13 protein-coding genes and 1 pseudogene are annotated in these 17,447 nt (G+C 68.5%); 6 read left to right on the forward strand and 8 right to left on the reverse strand.

What is annotated here, in order from left to right:
• Positions 1–81 precede the first annotated feature (81 nt).
• Positions 82–1,872 (reverse strand): ABC transporter ATP-binding protein, encoded by a 1,791-nt coding sequence (locus tag D3218_RS07115; RefSeq protein ID WP_119539202.1) that lies wholly within the window; start codon positions 1,870–1,872, stop codon positions 82–84.
• 388 nt (positions 1,873–2,260) lie between these two features.
• Between D3218_RS07115 and trxB the strand changes: the two genes are divergently transcribed.
• The 3 genes from trxB (at position 2,261) to chrA (ending at position 5,708) form a co-directional block, all read left to right on the forward strand.
• A complete protein-coding gene (gene trxB, locus D3218_RS07120) occupies positions 2,261–3,232 on the forward strand; it encodes a thioredoxin-disulfide reductase (protein ID WP_119539203.1) in 972 nt (323 codons plus the stop codon).
• A gap of 42 nt (positions 3,233–3,274) precedes the next feature.
• On the forward strand, positions 3,275–4,171 hold the full coding sequence (locus D3218_RS07125; RefSeq protein WP_119539204.1) for a LysR family transcriptional regulator: 897 nt from the start codon (positions 3,275–3,277) through the stop codon (positions 4,169–4,171).
• Between the two features lie 322 nt (positions 4,172–4,493).
• The gene (chrA, locus tag D3218_RS07130; RefSeq protein WP_119539205.1) at positions 4,494–5,708 is read left to right on the forward strand and encodes a chromate efflux transporter; all 1,215 of its coding nucleotides are present in this window, start codon (positions 4,494–4,496) and stop codon (positions 5,706–5,708) included.
• A 52-nt stretch (positions 5,709–5,760) separates the two neighbouring features.
• Here the strand turns inward: chrA and D3218_RS07135 are convergent, their stop codons facing one another.
• Positions 5,761–6,966 carry a pyridoxal phosphate-dependent aminotransferase gene (locus tag D3218_RS07135; RefSeq protein WP_119539206.1) on the reverse strand — a complete coding sequence of 402 codons (1,206 nt, stop codon included), beginning with the start codon at positions 6,964–6,966 and terminating at the stop codon, positions 5,761–5,763.
• Between the two features lie 227 nt (positions 6,967–7,193).
• Between D3218_RS07135 and D3218_RS07140 the strand changes: the two genes are divergently transcribed.
• Positions 7,194–7,811 (forward strand): glutathione S-transferase family protein, encoded by a 618-nt coding sequence (locus D3218_RS07140; protein WP_119539207.1) that lies wholly within the window; start codon positions 7,194–7,196, stop codon positions 7,809–7,811.
• A 58-nt stretch (positions 7,812–7,869) separates the two neighbouring features.
• On the opposite strand, the gene D3218_RS07145 is transcribed toward D3218_RS07140, so the two are convergent.
• Positions 7,870–8,349, reverse strand: coding sequence for a PRC-barrel domain-containing protein (locus D3218_RS07145; protein ID WP_119539208.1), 480 nt, complete (start codon positions 8,347–8,349; stop codon positions 7,870–7,872).
• A 116-nt stretch (positions 8,350–8,465) separates the two neighbouring features.
• Entirely contained in the window at positions 8,466–9,488 is a 1,023-nt protein-coding gene (locus D3218_RS07150) for a DUF1176 domain-containing protein (RefSeq protein WP_119539209.1), read from the reverse strand.
• Between the two features lie 107 nt (positions 9,489–9,595).
• Between D3218_RS07150 and D3218_RS07155 the strand changes: the two genes are divergently transcribed.
• On the forward strand, positions 9,596–9,991 hold the full coding sequence (locus D3218_RS07155; protein ID WP_119539210.1) for an acyl-CoA thioesterase: 396 nt from the start codon (positions 9,596–9,598) through the stop codon (positions 9,989–9,991).
• Between the two features lie 49 nt (positions 9,992–10,040).
• On the opposite strand, the gene D3218_RS07160 is transcribed toward D3218_RS07155, so the two are convergent.
• The 3 genes and pseudogenes from D3218_RS07160 to D3218_RS20355 form a co-directional block, all read right to left on the reverse strand.
• Positions 10,041–10,745: a hypothetical protein gene (locus D3218_RS07160; protein ID WP_119539211.1), complete on the reverse strand. Its 705-nt coding sequence runs from the start codon at positions 10,743–10,745 to the stop codon at positions 10,041–10,043.
• 127 nt (positions 10,746–10,872) lie between these two features.
• Positions 10,873–12,066 carry an extensin-like domain-containing protein gene (locus D3218_RS20245; RefSeq protein WP_280959959.1) on the reverse strand — a complete coding sequence of 398 codons (1,194 nt, stop codon included), beginning with the start codon at positions 12,064–12,066 and terminating at the stop codon, positions 10,873–10,875.
• Positions 12,067–12,235: 169 nt separating this feature from the next.
• A pseudogene (locus tag D3218_RS20355) lies at positions 12,236–12,613 on the reverse strand (DUF805 domain-containing protein); the annotation flags it as partial.
• A gap of 155 nt (positions 12,614–12,768) precedes the next feature.
• On the opposite strand from D3218_RS20355, the gene uvrB reads away from it, so the two are divergent.
• On the forward strand, positions 12,769–15,753 hold the full coding sequence (gene uvrB, locus D3218_RS07175; RefSeq protein ID WP_119539212.1) for an excinuclease ABC subunit UvrB: 2,985 nt from the start codon (positions 12,769–12,771) through the stop codon (positions 15,751–15,753).
• A 27-nt stretch (positions 15,754–15,780) separates the two neighbouring features.
• Here uvrB and D3218_RS07180 read toward each other — a convergent pair whose 3' ends face one another.
• On the reverse strand, positions 15,781–17,391 hold the full coding sequence (locus D3218_RS07180) for an RNA-directed DNA polymerase (protein ID WP_119539339.1): 1,611 nt from the start codon (positions 17,389–17,391) through the stop codon (positions 15,781–15,783).
• Positions 17,392–17,447: the final 56 nt, after the last annotated feature.

A 17,447-nucleotide genomic window follows, 5' to 3' on the forward strand; every position in this document is an offset into this window, starting at 1 on the left:
GCCGGCCGAACCTCGGTACGCTTCTAGATGGACCGTCGCGGGGGACACAAGCCTCCCCCCGCGACGGTGCGGCGGCGCGCGCTAGCCGCCGAGCATGCCGGCCGACTGCTGCTCGACGAGCGCGCGGTAGAGCCCGCCGGGGCGCTGCATCAGCTCGCCCGGCGCCCCGTCCTCGACGATCCGCCCCCGGTCGAACACCAGGATGCGGTCGAGCGAGCGGACGGTGGACAGGCGGTGCGCGACCACCAGCGCCGTGCGTCCGGCCATGAGCCGCTCGGTGGCCGCCTGGATGAGCTGCTCGGATCGGGAATCCAGCGCCGAGGTCGCCTCGTCCAGCACCAGGATCGGCGCGTCCGCCAGGAAGGCGCGGGCGAGCGCGATGCGCTGCCGCTCGCCGCCCGAGAGCTTGACGCCCCGCTCGCCCACCAGCGTGTCGTAGCCCTCGGGCATGCGCGCGATGAAGGCGTCGGCATGGGCGAGCCGGGCGGCGGCCTCGATCTCGGCGCGCGTCGCCTCCGGCCGGCCGTAGGCGATGTTCTCGGCCAGCGTGCGGTGGAACAAGATCGATTCCTGCGGCACCACGGCGATCCGCCGTCGCAGCGACACCTGGCGAACGGCGGCGACGTCCTGCCCGTCCACCGTCACCCGACCGCCCGCCACGTCGTGGAGGCGCTGTATCAGCTTCACGAAGGTGGTCTTGCCCGAGCCGGACGGCCCGACCAGCCCGACCCGCTGCCCGGCCGGGATCGACACCGACAGCCCGTCGTAGAGCGGGGCCGCGTGCGCGCCGTAGTGGAAGCGCACGTTCTCGAAGCGGATCTCGCCCGGGCCCGGCACGATCGCCGGTGCGCCGGGCCGGTCGCCGATCTCGGGCCGCTCGTCATGAAGCTCCACCAGTTCCTCCAGTTCGTTCACCGACCGCTGGAGGTTGCTCACGTGCATGCCGATGTCGCGCAGGTAGCCGTGCAGCACGAAATAGGTGGTCAGGATGTAGGTGACGTCGCCGGCCGACGCCTGCCCCCGCCACCAGAGCGCCACCGCGACGCCCGCGACGCCGATGCGGATCGCCCAGAGCACCACGGTCTGGAGCGTCCCGAGCCAGGTTCCGCGCATCCAGGTGCGGCGCGTGCCGACCTGCCACGCGGCCAGCGCCTCGCCGAGCCGCGCCGCCTCGCGCTCCTCCGAGCCGAAGGCCTTGACCACCCCGTTGCAGGCCAGCGCGTCGGCGATCACCCCGCCGACCCGCGTGTCGAGCCGGTTGGAGAGGCGCGACGCCGGCGCGACCCAGCGCGTCGAAAGGACGATGGTCGTGCCGACATAGACCAGCGCGCCCGCCCCCATGGCGAGCCCCATCACCGGCCACTGCAGCGCCAGCAGCCCCACGGTGCCGACCAGCACCACCATCGACGGGAGGAGGGCCAGCAGCAGGATGTCGTGCAGGAGGTCGAGCGCCCACATGCCGCGCGTGACCTGGCGTACCACGGAGCCGGAGAAGCTGTTGGCGTGCCAGCTCGCGGAGAAGTGCTGCACGCGGCCGAACGTGTCCTGCCCGACGCGGCCCATGATGCGCAGCGTCATCGGCACGACGCTGGCCCAGGCGCAGTGGCGCGCCACGACGAACACGACGCCGAGAACGGCCATCGCGCCGAGCGCGCGCAGCGCGGGCGCAAGGTCCCGCTCCCCTCCCGTGGACGCCAGCGCGTCCACGAGGCGCCCGGCATAGAACGGGATGAGGATGTCCGCGAGCGTCGCCAGCGTGATGCAGCCCGCCACCGAGACGGCGAGCGGGCGCTCCGCGCGCCAGTTGGAGACGGTGAACGCGAGCGTTCTTCGGATCGCGCCCGCGCGATCCCGAGGCGGGGTGATGGACATGATGCGATGCGGCGACGAACGCCGTCCCGGCCCGCGCGCGCATCCTGTGCGCCGGCGGGCGATCGAAGAGGAAAAAGCATGCCGGGGCGACCGGCGACGAGGGGCGGCTGCGGTGGGCGCGCCGGCCTCTAGGCCGAAGGCGCCAGCGGTCGCAGGCCTGCCGGGGCGAGCGTCGATGACCGGTTTTTCATGCGCCCTCCCTCGGGTTCGTCGCTGACGGAAGGCGGACCATATCGACGGCCCCGAATCGCGTCCACCCCAGCGAACGTTCGCTTGCCGGGTGTTGCACAGGCGCAACTCATCGTGTTGTGGGCTTGCCGATCGTCCTCTATTGAAGACGACGGGGCCTGCGCCCATGTCCCGCGTCATCAGAAGTTCGAGTCTCGCCATGACCCAGCGCCACGCGGAAATTCTCGTCATCGGTTCCGGCCCGGCCGGGTATACGGCCGCGATCTACGCCGCGCGCGCGATGATGAAGCCGCTTCTCGTGGCCGGCCTCCAGGAAGGCGGGCAGCTCACCATCACCTCCGACGTCGAGAACTATCCCGGCTATCGCGACCCGATCGCCGGCCCGTTCCTGATGGAGGAGATGAAGCAGCAGGCGCTGAACGTCGGCGCCGAGATGGCGGCCGACCTGATCGTCGAGGCGGACCTGTCGCGCCGTCCCTTCGCCTTCCGGGGGGATTCGGGCACGACCTACACGGCCGATGCGGTGATCGTGGCGACGGGCGCCCAGGCGCGCTGGCTCGGCCTCGATTCCGAGGCCGCGTTCCAGGGCTTCGGCGTCTCGGCCTGCGCCACCTGCGACGGCTTCTTCTACCGCGGCAAGGACGTGGTGGTCGTGGGCGGCGGCAACACCGCCGTCGAGGAAGCCCTGTACCTGTCCAACATCGCGCGCTCAGTCACCGTGGTGCACCGGCGCGACACGTTCCGCGCCGAGCGCATCCTCCAGAACCGCCTCTTCGCCAAGGACAACGTCCAGGTCGTCTGGAACGCCGAGGTCGCCGAGATCCTCGGCCAGACCAAGCCGATGAAGTCGGTGACCGGCGTGCGCCTGCGCGACCGCGTCTCGGGCGAGGCGCGCGAGATCGCCGCCGACGGCGTGTTCGTGGCGATCGGCCACGCGCCGGCGACCGAGGTCTTCGGCACGCAGCTCCGGCAGAAGGAAGGCGGCTATCTATGGGTCGAGCCCGGCACGACGCGCACCTCGGTGGAGGGCGTCTTCGCGGCCGGCGACGTGGCCGACGACGTCTATCGCCAGGCGGTTACGGCTGCAGGCCTCGGCTGCATGGCGGCGCTGGAGGCGGAGCGCTGGCTCACCGCCCAGGCCGTTTCCGACACGCGGCAGGCCGCCGAGTGACACGACGGATTTCTTGAGGCTTCGGGGGAGGCTGGGGACACGATGGCGCTCGACTGGGACAAGCTGCGGATCTTCCACGCAGCGGCCGAAGCCGGGTCGTTCACCCATGCCGCGAACGTCCTGAACCTGTCGCAGTCCGCGATCTCGCGGCAGGTCGCGGCGCTGGAGCAGGAGATCGGCGCGCCGCTGTTCCACCGGCACGCGCGCGGCCTTGTCCTGTCCGAGCCGGGCGAGCTGCTCTACCAGACCGCGACCGACGTTCTGAAGCGCCTGGAAACGGTGCGTATGCAGCTCACCGAGACGCGCGAGAAGCCGAGCGGCAAACTGCGCGTCACCACCACCGTGGGCCTCGGCTCCGGCTGGCTGACGCAGCGCGCGCAGGAGTTCCTGGAGCTCTATCCCGAGCTCGAGCTCCAGCTCGTCTTCGACAACGAGGAGATCGACCTCACCATGCGCAAGGCGGACGCGGCGATCCGCCTGCGTCAGCCGCAGCAGCCGGACCTGATCCAGCGCCGGCTCTTCACCGTGCATCTCCACGTCTACGCGGCGCCTGCCTATCTCGCCCGCTACGGCACGCCCGAGACGGTGCAGGACCTCGACCGACACCGCGTCATCACCTTCGGCGAGCCGGCGCCCAACTACCTGCGCAACCTCAACGCGCTGGAGACGGCGGGACTTCCCGAAGGCCAGACCCGGTCCTCGATCCTCCAGATCAACAACCTGATGGCGATGCGCTCGGCGATCGAGCGCGGGATCGGCCTGGCCCTGCTGCCGGACTACATGATCGACAAGGACACCAAGCTGGTCCAGGTCCTGCCCGACCTCGACCTTGCGTCGTTCGACACCTACCTCTGCTACCCGGAGCAGATGCGCGACGCCGCCAAGCTCAAGGTGTTCCGCGACTTCCTGATCGGCAAGGCCCGGACCTGGTCCTACTGACCGGCGCCGCCGGCGGCGCAGATCCGGCGCGCGCGAACTTGGCCCGGTCTCATATGTTGCATGCGCTCACCGCATGGGTGGCATGCCGAATGAACGATGGTCCCCAACCGAGGGTCCTCTATAGTCATTCTCAGTCGGGTCGCGGAGAGCTTACCTCCTCCCAAGCTGCTTCGCTCCCGACTGTTTCCTCCCAAGGGTTTGCTTTTTCGAAAGCCCCTTACTTTTCAGCCGGGTTCTTCGTGAACCCGGCTTTTTTCTTGGCCGCTCCTCCCCTGCCCGCCGCCGTCATACGCCCCTTGCGGAAGCGAGATACGAGGGCGGGATGACCTCAGCTTCTCTCACGCGTCCGGCCGGGGCGGGCGCCGTCTTCCTCGCGTTCCTCGGGCTTGGCCTCACCTCCTTCGGCGGGCCGATCGCCCACCTTGGCTATTTCCGCCGTGCCTTCGTCGAGAACCGGCGCTGGCTGGACGACGCGGCCTATGCCGACCTCGTGGCGCTGTGCCAGTTCCTGCCCGGCCCCACCTCGAGCCAGGTGGGCTTCGCCATCGGTCTCGCGCGGGCCGGGCCGCTCGGCGCGCTCGCGGCCTTCGCCGGGTTCACGCTCCCCTCGGCGGCCCTGATGCTCGCCTTCGCGCTCGGCGTCTCCGGCCTGGACGATCCGACCGGCGCCGCGCTGCTGCATGGGCTGAAGCTCGCGGCGGTCGCCGTGGTGGCCGATGCCGTGCTGGGCATGGCCCGCGCGCTGACGCCCGATGCGCCCCGCGCAGGGATCGCCGTCGCGGCCGCCGCGATCGTGCTCCTCGTGCCCGGCCCGTTCGCGCAAGTCCTCGCCATCGCGGCGGGCGCCCTCGCCTTCGGCGCGCTCGGCCGCGCCGCCCTGCCCCGGCCCGCGACGGCCGGCCTCCCCACGGCCGTGTCGCCCCGCGCCGGATGGCTCACGTTCGCGCTGTTCGGCGTCCTGGCGCTCGGGCCGGCCCTGCTGCCGGCGTTCGGCCTCGGCTCGCCGGCCGTCGCGCTCTTCGACGCCTTCTTCCGTGCCGGCTCGCTGGTGTTCGGCGGGGGGCATGTCGTGCTGCCGCTGCTGGAGGGCGCGCTCGTCGCGCCCGGCTGGCTCGACGCGCCGTCGTTCCTCGCCGGCTACGGCGCGGCGCAGGCGATGCCGGGCCCGCTCTTCAGCGTCGCCGCGTTCCTCGGCGCGCTCGCCGCGCCGGCGCCCTCGGCTCTGTCCGGCGCTGCGGTCGGACTTGCCGCGATCTTCCTGCCGGGTTTTCTCCTGCTGGTGGCCGCCCTGCCCGCCTGGACGCGGCTGCGCGCCTCACCCGCCGCCCGCGCGGCGCTCGCGGGAGCCAACGCGGCGGTGGTCGGGCTTCTTGCCGCGGCGCTCGTCGCCCTCGCCCTCGGCGGCGCCATCGGTGCGCCGGCCGACGCGCTGGTGGCGACGGCGGCGTTCCTCGCCCTGCGCCTCGGCAAGGCGCCGCCGCTCGCCGTGGTGGCGGCCGTCGCGATCGCCAGCCTCGCCCTCCGTCTCGGCACATGAAGGGGGCGGCGGATCGCTCCGCCGCCCCCTCGCACGCAATAGGCGGGTCGCGTTACCGCTGCAGGCTGCCGCAGAAGCGCTGGATGCGCGTGCAGGCCTCCTCCAGCAGCTCGTCGGACGTCGCGTAGGACAGGCGGAAGTTCGGCCCGAGCCCGAACGCCGTGCCGTGCACCACCGCGACGCCCTCCTGCTCCAGGAGCGCGGTCACGAAGTCCTCGTCGGTCTCGATACGCCGGCCCGCCTTGGTGGTGGCGCCGATCGTGCCCTTCACCGAGGGGTAGACGTAGAAGGCGCCCTCCGGCGACGGGCATTCGATGCCGCTCGCCTGGTTCAGCATGGACACGACGAGGTCGCGCCGGCGCTCGAACATGGCGCGGTTCGTCGGGATGAAGGCCTGCGTGCCGTTCAGCGCCTCCACCGCCGCCCATTGCGCGATGGAGCAGGCGCCCGAGGTCTGCTGGCCCTGGATCATGTCCATCGCCTTGATGAGCTTCAGCGGGCCGCCGGCATAGCCGATGCGCCAGCCGGTCATGGCATAGGCCTTCGACACGCCGTTGATCGTGATCGTGCGCTCGTACAGCCCGGGCTCCACCTGCGCCGGCGTGACGAAGGTGAAGTCGCCGTAGACGAGGTGCTCGTACATGTCGTCGGTCATCACCCAGACGTGCTCGTGGCGCATCAGGACGTCGGTCAGGCTCTTCAGCTCGGCATGGGTATAGGCCGCGCCCGAGGGGTTCGAGGGCGAGTTGAACAGGAACCACTTGGTGCGCGGCGTGATCGCGCGCTCCAGCGCCTCGGCCGTCAGCTTGAACCTGTCCTCCTGCTGCGTCTCCACGATCACGGGCGTGCCGCCGCACAGCGACACCATCTCCGGGTAGCTCACCCAGTAGGGCGCCGGGATGATGACCTCGTCGCCGGGGTTCAGCGTCGCCATGAAGGCGTTGAAGATGACATGCTTGCCGCCGGTCGAGACGATGGTCTGCTCGGGCTTGTAGTCCAGCCCGTTCTCGCGCTTGAACTTCGCGGCGATCGCCTCGCGAAGCTGCGGAATGCCGGAGATCGGGGTGTACTTGGTCTCGCCGCGCGCGATGGCCTCCACCGCCGCCTGCTTGATGTTGTCGGGCGTGTCGAAGTCCGGCTCGCCGGCGCCGAGGCCGATCACGTCCATGCCCTTCGCTTTCAACTCGCGCGACTTCTGCAACACCGCGATGGTGGCGGAAGGCTTCACGCGGTCGAGGGAAGCGGCGAGAAAGGCCATGGGTCGGCTCCGGTCTGGACTGGTCGAAGCGGGTCGGAAGGGAGTTCGGCCGCTCGCCGCACCCGCTGCCGACGAAGGCGGCCGGACCCTAGTCTCAGCCCGTGTGCGGCGCAAGGTGAAAGGGCGGATCGCCCATCAATCCATCTGATGGCAGGGTTTCGCGTTCGGAATTGGCGTTCCGGCGGCGAAGCGGCGACAAAGGCCGCCCAACCAGCGCCGGAGCCCTCATGATCACGATCCACGGAATGCACGACAGCGGCAACTGCTACAAGCCGCGCCTCCTGATGGCCCTTCTCGGCCGTCCGTTCCGTCACGGCGAGGTCTCGGCGCGCGACGGCTCCACCCGCACGCCGGCGTTCCTGGCGCGCAACCCCGCCGGGCAATGCCCGCTCCTGGAGCTGGAGGACGGCCGCGTTCTCGCCGAATCCAACGCCATCCTCGTCCATCTCGCGGAAGGCTCGCCGTTCCTGCCGGTGGAGGCGTTCGAGCGGGCGCAGACCCTGCGCTGGATGTTCTTCGAGCAGAACCAGCACGAGCTGAACCTTGCCGTGCGCCGTTCGCTCGTCGTCTATCCGGAGCGCGCGGCAGCCGCCACGCACGAGCGCATGGCGCTGACGCTCGAAGGCGGCACCCGCGTCCTCGGCGTGATGGAGACGCACCTCACGTCGGCGCCCTTCTTCGGCGGCACGGCGCCGACCGTCGCCGACATCGCGCTCTATCCCTACACGGCGAGCGCCCCCGAGGGCGGCTTCGACCTCGTGCCGTTCCCCGCCGTCCAGTCCTGGCTCGCGCGCATCGAGGGACTTCCCGGCTTCCGCCCGCGCGAGTGGCTGCCGACGGCCTGACACGAAGAAACCCGCGCCGTTGCCGGCGCGGGTCTCTCGTCGGCCCTGCGGGCGTCGATCAGCTGTGGTCGGGGAAGAGCGTGTCGAGGTCGGTGTCGGGCGCCGAGGTCAGGATCTCGCGCGTCAGGCTCGGCGCGTTGATGCGCATCGAATTGCCTTCCATGACCATCTGCAGCTCGCTGAAGTTCACGAGCACGTCCTTCTCGCCGATGCCGAGGAAACCGCCGACCTCGATCACGGCCGCCGCGACCGTGCCGTCCGAGTTGATCACGAAATCCTCGATCTCGCCGATCTTCTCGTTGTTGGCGCCGTAGACGTCCTTGTCGTCGAGGTCGCTGGCGAGGTGGCTCATGGCCATCTGGCCGGACGCAGGCGGCTGCACCGTGTAGAACGGACCGCCGGCGGCGCCGGCCGCGGGCGTCGCGGTCGCCGTGGCGGGCGCCATCGCGCCTTCCGTCGTCGTGGTGGTCGAGGTCTGCGCGAGAGCGACGCCGCCCATCAGCGTTGCCAGGCCGGCGGCGAGAACGAAGGACTTCATGGACAAACCTCTTTGTCTGATATGTGCCACGGCCGCCTGTATGAGCGGCCGATCTGCCTGCTAAAGTCCGCCGCCGCCGTTCGGTTCCGCTGCATCGCAAAAGCGTGTGCGTCCGGTCAGGCTTTCGGCCAGAGGAGCGGCCAGCTCTCCGGGTCGCCCTCGCCGTCGCAGTCCTGCTTCTCGCGCGCCTCCACGAGAACCAGCGCGCCGGCCTGCGCGTCGATGCGCCAGGTGGCGGTCCGCCCGCAGTCGCCGAGGCCCCGCCCCTTCATGAGGGACCAGAGGTGGTCGCCCGAGAAGTCGACGTTCCAGACCGTCAGGTCGGCCGTCGGTCCGTCCGCCGTCATCGTGGCGAGGGGCACCGCGTCGGCGAGGTTCTCGCCGGCGGTGTAGCTGTAGAGGCGCGATGGGTAGTTGTAGGCGCCCGGCATGCCGCAGGCGAGCACGAACAGGCGCGTGTCCGCACCGAAGGGAACGGAGAAGCCGAGATTGCCGTAGGTGCCGTCCTCGTCCCGTTCGGCGCAGCCGCCGGCGCCCTGCCAGAGCGCGCGCACCGGCGCGGGGAGATCGTCCGCCGTGGCGACGTCCGCCGGCAGCGCCGCGCGGTCGGGAAGAGGCTTGTCGCCCCGGTCGGTCAGCGCCGTCCGCGTGCCGATCCGTCCCTGGTCGTCGTCCATCTTGCGCAGGGCCGCGACGAGGCCGGACAGGGAAAAGCGCTGAGAGACGGCCCGGTCGCCGATCCGCGTCGACACCTCCACCGCCTCCCCGTCCCGCAGCTTCGGCAGGAGCGCGGTCCGCACGCCCTCCGCCGAGGCCGCGACCTCGTCGCCCGTCGTCGCCGCAAAGGCGGAGGCCGGGAGGCTCAGCGCCTCCGTCCCGTCGACGCGGAACACGACGTCGCCGGCCGGCCGCGCCTCGCCGACGACCCACAGCGTGAGCCGCAGGGGGGCGTCGGCGGCGGCGTCCCGCTCCAGGCCGAAGGCGGTGATGCCTTCGCTCGCCGCGGCAAAGGTCTGCGCGTCGCATCGCAGGCCCGGCGTGCAGGACAGGGCCCAGTCGCGGAACGAGCCGCCGGTCTGCGCATGGGCCGAGGTCGCGGCGGCCAGCAGGCCGACGCAGGCGAGAAGGCTTGGTCGCATGGAGGGTCTCCGGGAATGAAGCGGCCGAGCATGCCCCTGCCGCGGCGCGTCTGACAAGCCGGCATGGGCGCTGTAGGATACGGTCAGCACCACGGAGCCGCTGCGCGATGAACGATTCGACCGACATGCCCACCGGCGACCTCACGATCCGCGTCCAGGCCATGCCGGCCGACAGCAACGCGGCGGGCGACATCTTCGGCGGATGGGTGATGTCGCAGATGGACCTCGCGGCCGGGGTGCGCGGCGCCGAGCGGGCCGGCGGGCGCGTGGTCACGGCGGCGGTCCAGTCCCTGTCGTTCCGAAAGCCGGTGAAGATCGGCGACACGCTCTGTGTCTACGCCCGCATCGACAAGGTGGGGCGAACCTCGGTCACGCTGCATGTCGAGGCGTGGGCCCGCCGCTACCTGTCGCGCCGACGCGAACTCGTCACCGAAGGCAGCTTCGTGATGGTGGCCCTGGATGCCACCGGCAAGCCGTCGCCGATCCCGCCCGAGCTGGACTGACGACGGCCGGGCCGCGAAGGCGCCCTTCCGGGGAAGGGCGCCAGCGAGATCAGTTGGCCGGGGGCGGCGGCGGCGGCGGAGCGTCGCCGGACGGCGGCGGCGGAGGCGGTGCGTCGGCACCTCCCGCCGGCGGGGTCACGAGGTCGGCCGGCGGCGGCGGGACCTGCGAGACGGGGCCGCCAGGCCCACCGGGACCGCCCGGACCGCGGGGTCCGGCGCGCACCATCTCGCTCGCGGAGTCCAGGATCGGCCCGGCCGCCTCGACGCAGCGGGCGAAGGCCTCGTCGCCGCATTCGACGCGGATGGTCTGCCCCGGTCCGAGGTTGATCTCGAAACCGGCCCGCGGCGGCGGGGGCGGCGGCGGCGGTCCGCGACGGCCGTCGGGGCCGCCTCGGCCGTGCATGCGGGGCCCGCGATCGCCGCGATCCATGTCGCGACCGCCGCGCTCGCCGCGATCCCGGTCGCGCATCTCGGCGCGGTCGCGGTCGCGGTCGCGATCCTTGTCGTCGTCCTTCTTCCGGTCGCGCGGGCCGTCGTCGTCCTTCCGGTCGCGGGGGCCGTCATCGTCGTCGCGACGGTCGCGGTCGAGCGCCCAGCGGTCGCCGTGGCGCATGTCGCGCATCGGCGGGTCGCCGCGGTCGTCGCCACGGTCGGCGTTCTCGTAACGGTCGCCGTAGTCGTCGGAATCCTGTGCGTGCGCCATGGGCGCCGTGGTGGCCAGAAGGACGGCCACGAGGGTCAGGGGCTTCAGCATCAACGTATCCTGTGCCAGGCGGTGCGGCGGCATACCGCACCAGCCCCCAAACGTGCCCCGGACGGTTTCGTTGCCTGGAAACGATCCTTCGTCCGGCCGTCCTCGAAGAGCCCGGCGAGACGGGGGGCTACTTGCAGACCGGCCGCAGACGGACCTTGGAATCGAGGTGCAGGTGGTCGACATGGGCGCGGTTGTAGCCCGGCCCCAGCACCGTGCCGAAATGGCGGCAGCTCGCGCGCCGGATCTGGTTCTGGAAAGGCTTCTCGCGCCAGGCGAACGGGCCCTTGGGCTCGACCTTCACCACCGACCCGTCCCCGAAGCGGAAGCCGCCGACGTCCAGCGCGTTGCCGCCCGCGTGCTCGGAGATGGTGCGCGAGCCCGCGATGCGCGAGCAGCGATAGGACGACAGGTTGATCAGGGCCGTCGGCTGCTTCCACAGCTTCCAACGCGCCGCCGGCTTCACGTCGTCGCGCAGCCAGCGGGCGACGTTGAGCGCGGTGCGGCAGTTGAGCGTGGCGGGCGGCGACATGGCGATGCCCTTCAGCGCCACGGTGACGCGGACGGGATCGTCGATGCCGCAGCTCCGGCCCGACGACACGGGCGACAGGTCGGTGAAGCGCACGCCCAGCTTGCGCAGCTCGCGCCGGCACATGGCTTCGGACTGGGCCATCGGACGGTAGCCGCTCGGCGTCTCGCTTTCCAGGGCGCCGCGCGGCGGCCTGGCGATCGGCGACAAGGGGCGGTCGCCGCCGAGCGAGGCCCAGCTCGGGACCGTGCTCCGGCGCTCGGGCGCCCGCTTCGGCGCGGGTTCGGGCGGCGCGGCCGCCTCCGGCTCGGTCAGCCCTTCCCACGGGTCGAAGGTGCTGTCCGGCATCTCGGCCGAGGGCAGAGCGCCGCCGTCGTCGATCTCGCGCGGCGCGGCGAGCGGCTCCAGCGCCGCCTCCTGCAAGGCGGGGGGCGCCGCCTCCTGCACCGGATAGGTCCGGCCGTAGTCGCCCGGCCCCCGCTCGGGCGTCGGCAGGGGCGCTGGCGCGGGCGCGGCGTAGACGGGCTCGGGTCGGGCGGGCTCGGGATCGGCGGCGGAAGGGCTCGGCGCATAGGCGGGCATCTCGCCGCCGGGCACCGGCGCGGGCGGCACCGGTCCGCCCCAGACGAGCCGCGCCCCGGTCTGCGGGTCGCGCGCCGCGGGCAAGCCGCCGGGAATGTCTGCGGGCGGGATCGGCTTGAAATCCATCGCCCGGAGGGGGCGGTCGGCGCTCGCCGCCGCATACACGGCGACGGCGAGCGTGACGATACGCCATCCGGTTCGACTCGATACCATCCGGCTGGCCTTTCACTTCCGCGAAACTCGAGCGGATGAGAGGGAGAGTAGGGCCGGCTTGGTCAACGAATGATGAATGCACGCCCGAAAATGCGCGCCGGATCGCCGCCGCCGGATCGCCGTCGAGCGCGGCGGCGGTATCCGCGCGCGGATCCGTTCCGAAGCGGCTGGCGCCCTTCCGACCACGCGACAGGCCGCATGCCGCGAAGATCCGGATCATGCCGACGAACGGCACGAAACCGACGAGGCTCCACCAGCCGGACTGTCCCCAATCGTGCCGGCGCTTCGCCCGGATCCCCAGGGAGACGAAGACCGAAACGCCGACGCCCAGGATCGAAAGGCCCCGACTGCCTGCGGTCCGGCGTCCGGCATCGGGCGAGGCGACGACCAGACGCGTCGCGAGTTCGCCATTCCCGGCCCGCGTCACCGACGTGAACTGCGCTCGGGGGAGCAGCACGGCCGCGACGGTGACGACGAGCCACACGATCAGGGCGGCGATCCGGCACCACCTGCGGCCGATGCGGCCGTCGTGATCGAGCCGGAGAATCCGAGAGTCCCAGTCGGTTCACCCTTCTGGTCGCGACGATCCCGATCCGCGCAGCCGGCGATGAACGCGCCCCTCGCCGCTTCCCGCGAATTCGACGCGACCGCCCCGTTCGTTCCCCCTTTATTCCGCCCCCGTCGCGGCCCATATTCGGCCGCATGGCCGATCCCAAGAAGTCCCCCAAGCGCTCGCCGCTCCTCGACTATTCCGACGCCTCCGAGCGCCTGCATCCGGGGTTCGGCGAGGCGCCGCAGCCCGCGCTCGACGGCGAGCCCTTGAGCGGCCCCCTCGCGGGCTGGGCCGACCAGATCGCACAGGACCTCGAGGAGCAGGCCGAGCGCAAGGCGGCCGCGCCGGCGAAGAAGGCGCGAAAGCCCGCCGCCCCGGCCGACGCGCCGAAGGCCAAGCCCGGCAAGACCGCGCGCGGCACGTCGATGGGCGTCGCCACCTCGCCGGCCGAGCGCGCCCGCGCGGGCCTCAACCCCGTGTCCGGCATGAACGTGTCGCTGGAAGACGCCGCCGCCCTGCCCGAGAGCGGCGTGACGGCCACCGTCCAGGCGCTGCAGGACCTCATCGCCTCCGGCAACCCGCTGTTCAAGAACGGCGAGCTGTGGATCCCGCATCGGCCCGAGCGCCCCTCGAAGTCCGAGGGCGGCCATGCCTTCCGCATCTCCTCGGACTACGAGCCGAAGGGCGACCAGCCGACGGCCATCCGCGACCTCGTGTCCGGCATCGCGGAGACGAACGACCAGACGCAGGTGCTGCTCGGCGTCACCGGCTCGGGCAAGACCTTCACGGTCGCCAACGTGATCGAGCGCACCCAGCGCCCGGCGCTGATCCTCGCGCCCAACAAGACGCTGGCGGCCCAGCTCTACGGCGAGTTCAAGAACTTCTTCCCCGACAACGCCGTCGAGTATTTCGTCTCCTACTACGACTACTACCAGCCCGAGGCCTACGTCCCGCGCTCCGACACGTTCATCGAGAAGGAATCGTCGATCAACGAGCAGATCGACCGGATGCGCCACGCCGCCACGCGCGCCCTGCTGGAGCGCGACGACGTCATCATCGTCGCCTCCGTGTCCTGCATCTACGGTATCGGCTCGGTCGAGACCTACACCGCGATGACGTTTCAGATGTCGGTCGGCGACCGGCTCGACCAGCGTCAGCTCCTCGCCGACCTCGTGGCCCAGCAATACAAGCGCCGCGACATGGACTTCGTGCGCGGCTCGTTCCGCGTGCGCGGCGACACGATCGAGATCTTCCCCGCCCACCTGGAGGACCGCGCCTGGCGCATCTCGCTCTTCGGCGACGAGATCGAGGCGATCCACGAGTTCGACCCGCTCACCGGCTCCAGGACCGACGACCTCAAGTCGGTGAAGATCTACGCCAACTCGCACTACGTCACGCCGCGCCCGACGCTGCAGCAGGCGGTGAAGTCGATCAAAGAGGAGCTGAAGGGCCGCCTGGTCGAGCTGAACAAGGCCGGCCGCCTCCTGGAGGCGCAGCGGCTGGAGCAGCGCGTCACCTTCGACATCGAGATGATCGAGGCGACGGGCTCGTGCAACGGTATCGAGAACTACTCGCGCTACCTCACCGGCCGCCAGCCCGGCCATCCGCCGCCGACGCTGTTCGAGTACCTGCCCGACAACGCCCTGGTCTTCATCGACGAGAGCCACGTCACCATCCCGCAGATCGGCGCGATGTACCGGGGCGACTTCCGCCGCAAGGCGACGCTGGCGGAATACGGCTTCCGCCTCCCCTCCTGCATGGACAACCGCCCGCTCCGCTTCGAGGAGTGGAACGCCATGCGCCCGCCCACCGTCGCGGTCTCGGCCACCCCCGGCAAGTGGGAGCTGGAGGAGGCGGGCGGCGTCTTCGCCGAACAGGTGATCCGCCCGACCGGCCTCACCGATCCCCCGATCGACATCCGCCCCGCCAAGAGCCAGGTGGACGATCTGCTCGGCGAGATTCGCGAGGTGACGGCGCGCGGCTACCGCGTCCTGTGCACCGTGCTCACGAAGCGCATGGCCGAGGACCTCACCGAGTATCTCCACGAGCAGGGCATCCGCGTGCGCTACATGCACTCGGACATCGACACGCTGGAGCGCATCGAGATCATCCGCGACCTGCGCCTCGGCGCCTTCGACGTGCTGGTCGGCATCAACCTCCTGCGCGAGGGCCTCGACATCCCCGAGTGCGGCCTGGTCGCCATCCTCGACGCCGACAAGGAAGGCTTCCTCCGTTCCGAGACCTCGCTGATCCAGACGATCGGGCGCGCCGCGCGCAACGTCGACGGCAAGGTCATCCTCTACGCCGACCAGGTGACGGGCTCGATGGAGCGCGCCATCGCCGAGACCAACCGGCGCCGCGACAAGCAGGAGGCCTACAACGCGGCCCACGGCATCACGCCGGAATCGGTGAAGGCCAAGATCGCCGACATCCTCGATTCGTACTACGAGAAGGACCACGTGCGCGTGCCCACCGGCGCGCACGCGGCCGAGGGCGCGCTCGTCGGCAACAACCTCAAGAGCCACCTGGAGCATCTGGAGAAGCAGATGCGCGGGGCCGCCGCCGATCTCGACTTCGAGACCGCCGCGCGCCTGCGCGACGAGATCAAGCGCCTCCAGGCGACCGAGCTCGCCGTGGCCGACGACCCGATGGCGCGCGATCTCGACGTCGACATGTTTTCTGACGGCTCGGGCAGCGGATCGAAGGCGCGCGGCGGCGCGCGGCGCAAGGGCGCGAACCACCAGAACCCGCGCTTCGGCCCCAACGGCGAGCCGCTCGCCGCCCGCATCAAGCCGGCGTCGAAGAGCGGCCACGCCGCCATCGGCGAGACCCAGGGCCTGCGCTCGGATCGCGGCGACGGCGCCTCCTACTTCGCCAAGCCGAACCTCGACGACATGGGCCCCGGCACCGACACGGCGACCCCCAACCGCCCCCTGTTCCGCAAGAACACGCTGGACGAGATGACCGTCGGCCGCACGGAGAAGCCGCTGGCGTCAGGCCCCCTCCCCCCGAAGCCCGGCGACGACCTCAAGCCCATCCGCCGCGAGAAGATCGGGCTTGGCAGCTACGAGGACCCGGCGGACGTGAAGAAGCGCGGGCGGCGGAAGGCGAAGACGGGACGGCCGGGGCGGTGAGTTTTCGCGATTTGTGGCGCCCAACTTTTACTCGCCATCGTGGTCGAAGTCTTCTCCAAAGTCAAAATCATTCGTCCTATCATCATCATAGCCATATCTAGTTCGACTAATCGCTCTTGACTTCCTTTCAGCAATCTTCTGCATGTGAGGTTCAAAGTCGATCAGCCTGATATTTTTTTCAGCCAAATGAGTAAAGTGTTCGGAATACATTCCCGAAAATGATGCCTTGGAGTACCCTTCGGATCTAGCGACGAGGTTTGTAAGCCAATTGGAATCGACGCTCGACAGGCCGCTTCCCAGAGAAAGCTTTGGCTTTCTTCTTAGTCGCCCATCAGAATTAGCCTTAATTAAGAACGACCTAACATGAGCGTTCTTGGACTTCGCCACCTCTTCAATCATTTCTCCCGGGACTTCAATTTTACAAACCATCATCAACCAAAGCATCCAAAGGACTTCATGGTGATGATCAAAAGCCAAGCCTTGTCGAATGATAATCGATGCGACTGCTAACCAGCCTTCCTTATCTACATAACCGCCTCTAGCGAACCGTTTCGCCACCAGTAGGCAAGCGTAATCCACAGAATGCGGGTGCTTTTGAATTATTCTTTGTATATTTTTTTCAATATAGCCCCAATGCTCAGTCGCATAGAGCTTTTTCTCATCGAACGCCCGGAATAGCATTTTGATTGCGCTGTCGGACTTAGTTTCTCTTGCCGTGGATATGACTTCAGATATCGATCTCTCGATTTTTTCATGGCTTGAATAGCCATACAACAAAGAAGTATGATCCCTGACCCTCTGAGCCCACAAATCGTTGATTGGGTCTAGACTTGATATTATTCGAGTTTTACTATCATTTACGTTAAGTTCATAAGACGAAAGTATCTCTCTGAGCGTTGAAAGGACTGACTGGGCATCATGTTCCGTTTGCAGACCTATATAGTAATCATCGACGTGCCTTACTGCACCTACAATCTTGTCCCCAACACGCCTCTCTATTTCCTGATCTAAATTCGCTAGAACAAATTCAGCGATCAATCTGAAGGCATCAGGACCAACCAACACACCTCTTGTATTTCCCCGCTGCCCATTCCTTACGTGGAAATCCAATGCATTGAATAGGTTTTTGGCGGAATTTGCATTCGTGTCATCCTTGGACGCGTCAACTCCATGAGCTGCCCAAGATATCGAATGTGTGTAGATACTATGAAAGCACTGGGCAATATCAGCTTTTAATATAAAAGGAGCGTATCTGATATTTTCTGACGTCTTCTTTGACAGCTCTGAAAGCGACGGCACCCTTACCGCTCTATCTTCAAATTCCTCCATCAGAGATGGCGTGCTTATTGAATAAGAAGATTTTTTGTACTTCCTATCAAACAACTTCCAATTTTTCCATATGAAAGAAGACGTGTGAAAATACGATACTATATTTGGCGTTCCAAAATATCTTCTACTTCCATCGTGTTTTGTTCCATTATATCGTGAAAAATCAGACTTCCTTTCAAAAAATTTCTGACTGTCAAGGTGCGAAACCAAGCCCGTAAATGCACGTTTGGCATCTTTTGATACGAAACAGGGCGGCAAAGTCTCTGGATAAAGCCCTAGATTTATCAAGTGAAATCGCGACTTCATCATGCCGCCCTTCGCTGTCCTGATCTGATAAACGATCGTGCCGACGGCGAGGGAGCCTG

The organism is Aureimonas flava (genome assembly GCF_003583935.1).
Classification (GTDB): domain Bacteria; phylum Pseudomonadota; class Alphaproteobacteria; order Rhizobiales; family Rhizobiaceae; genus Aureimonas; species Aureimonas flava.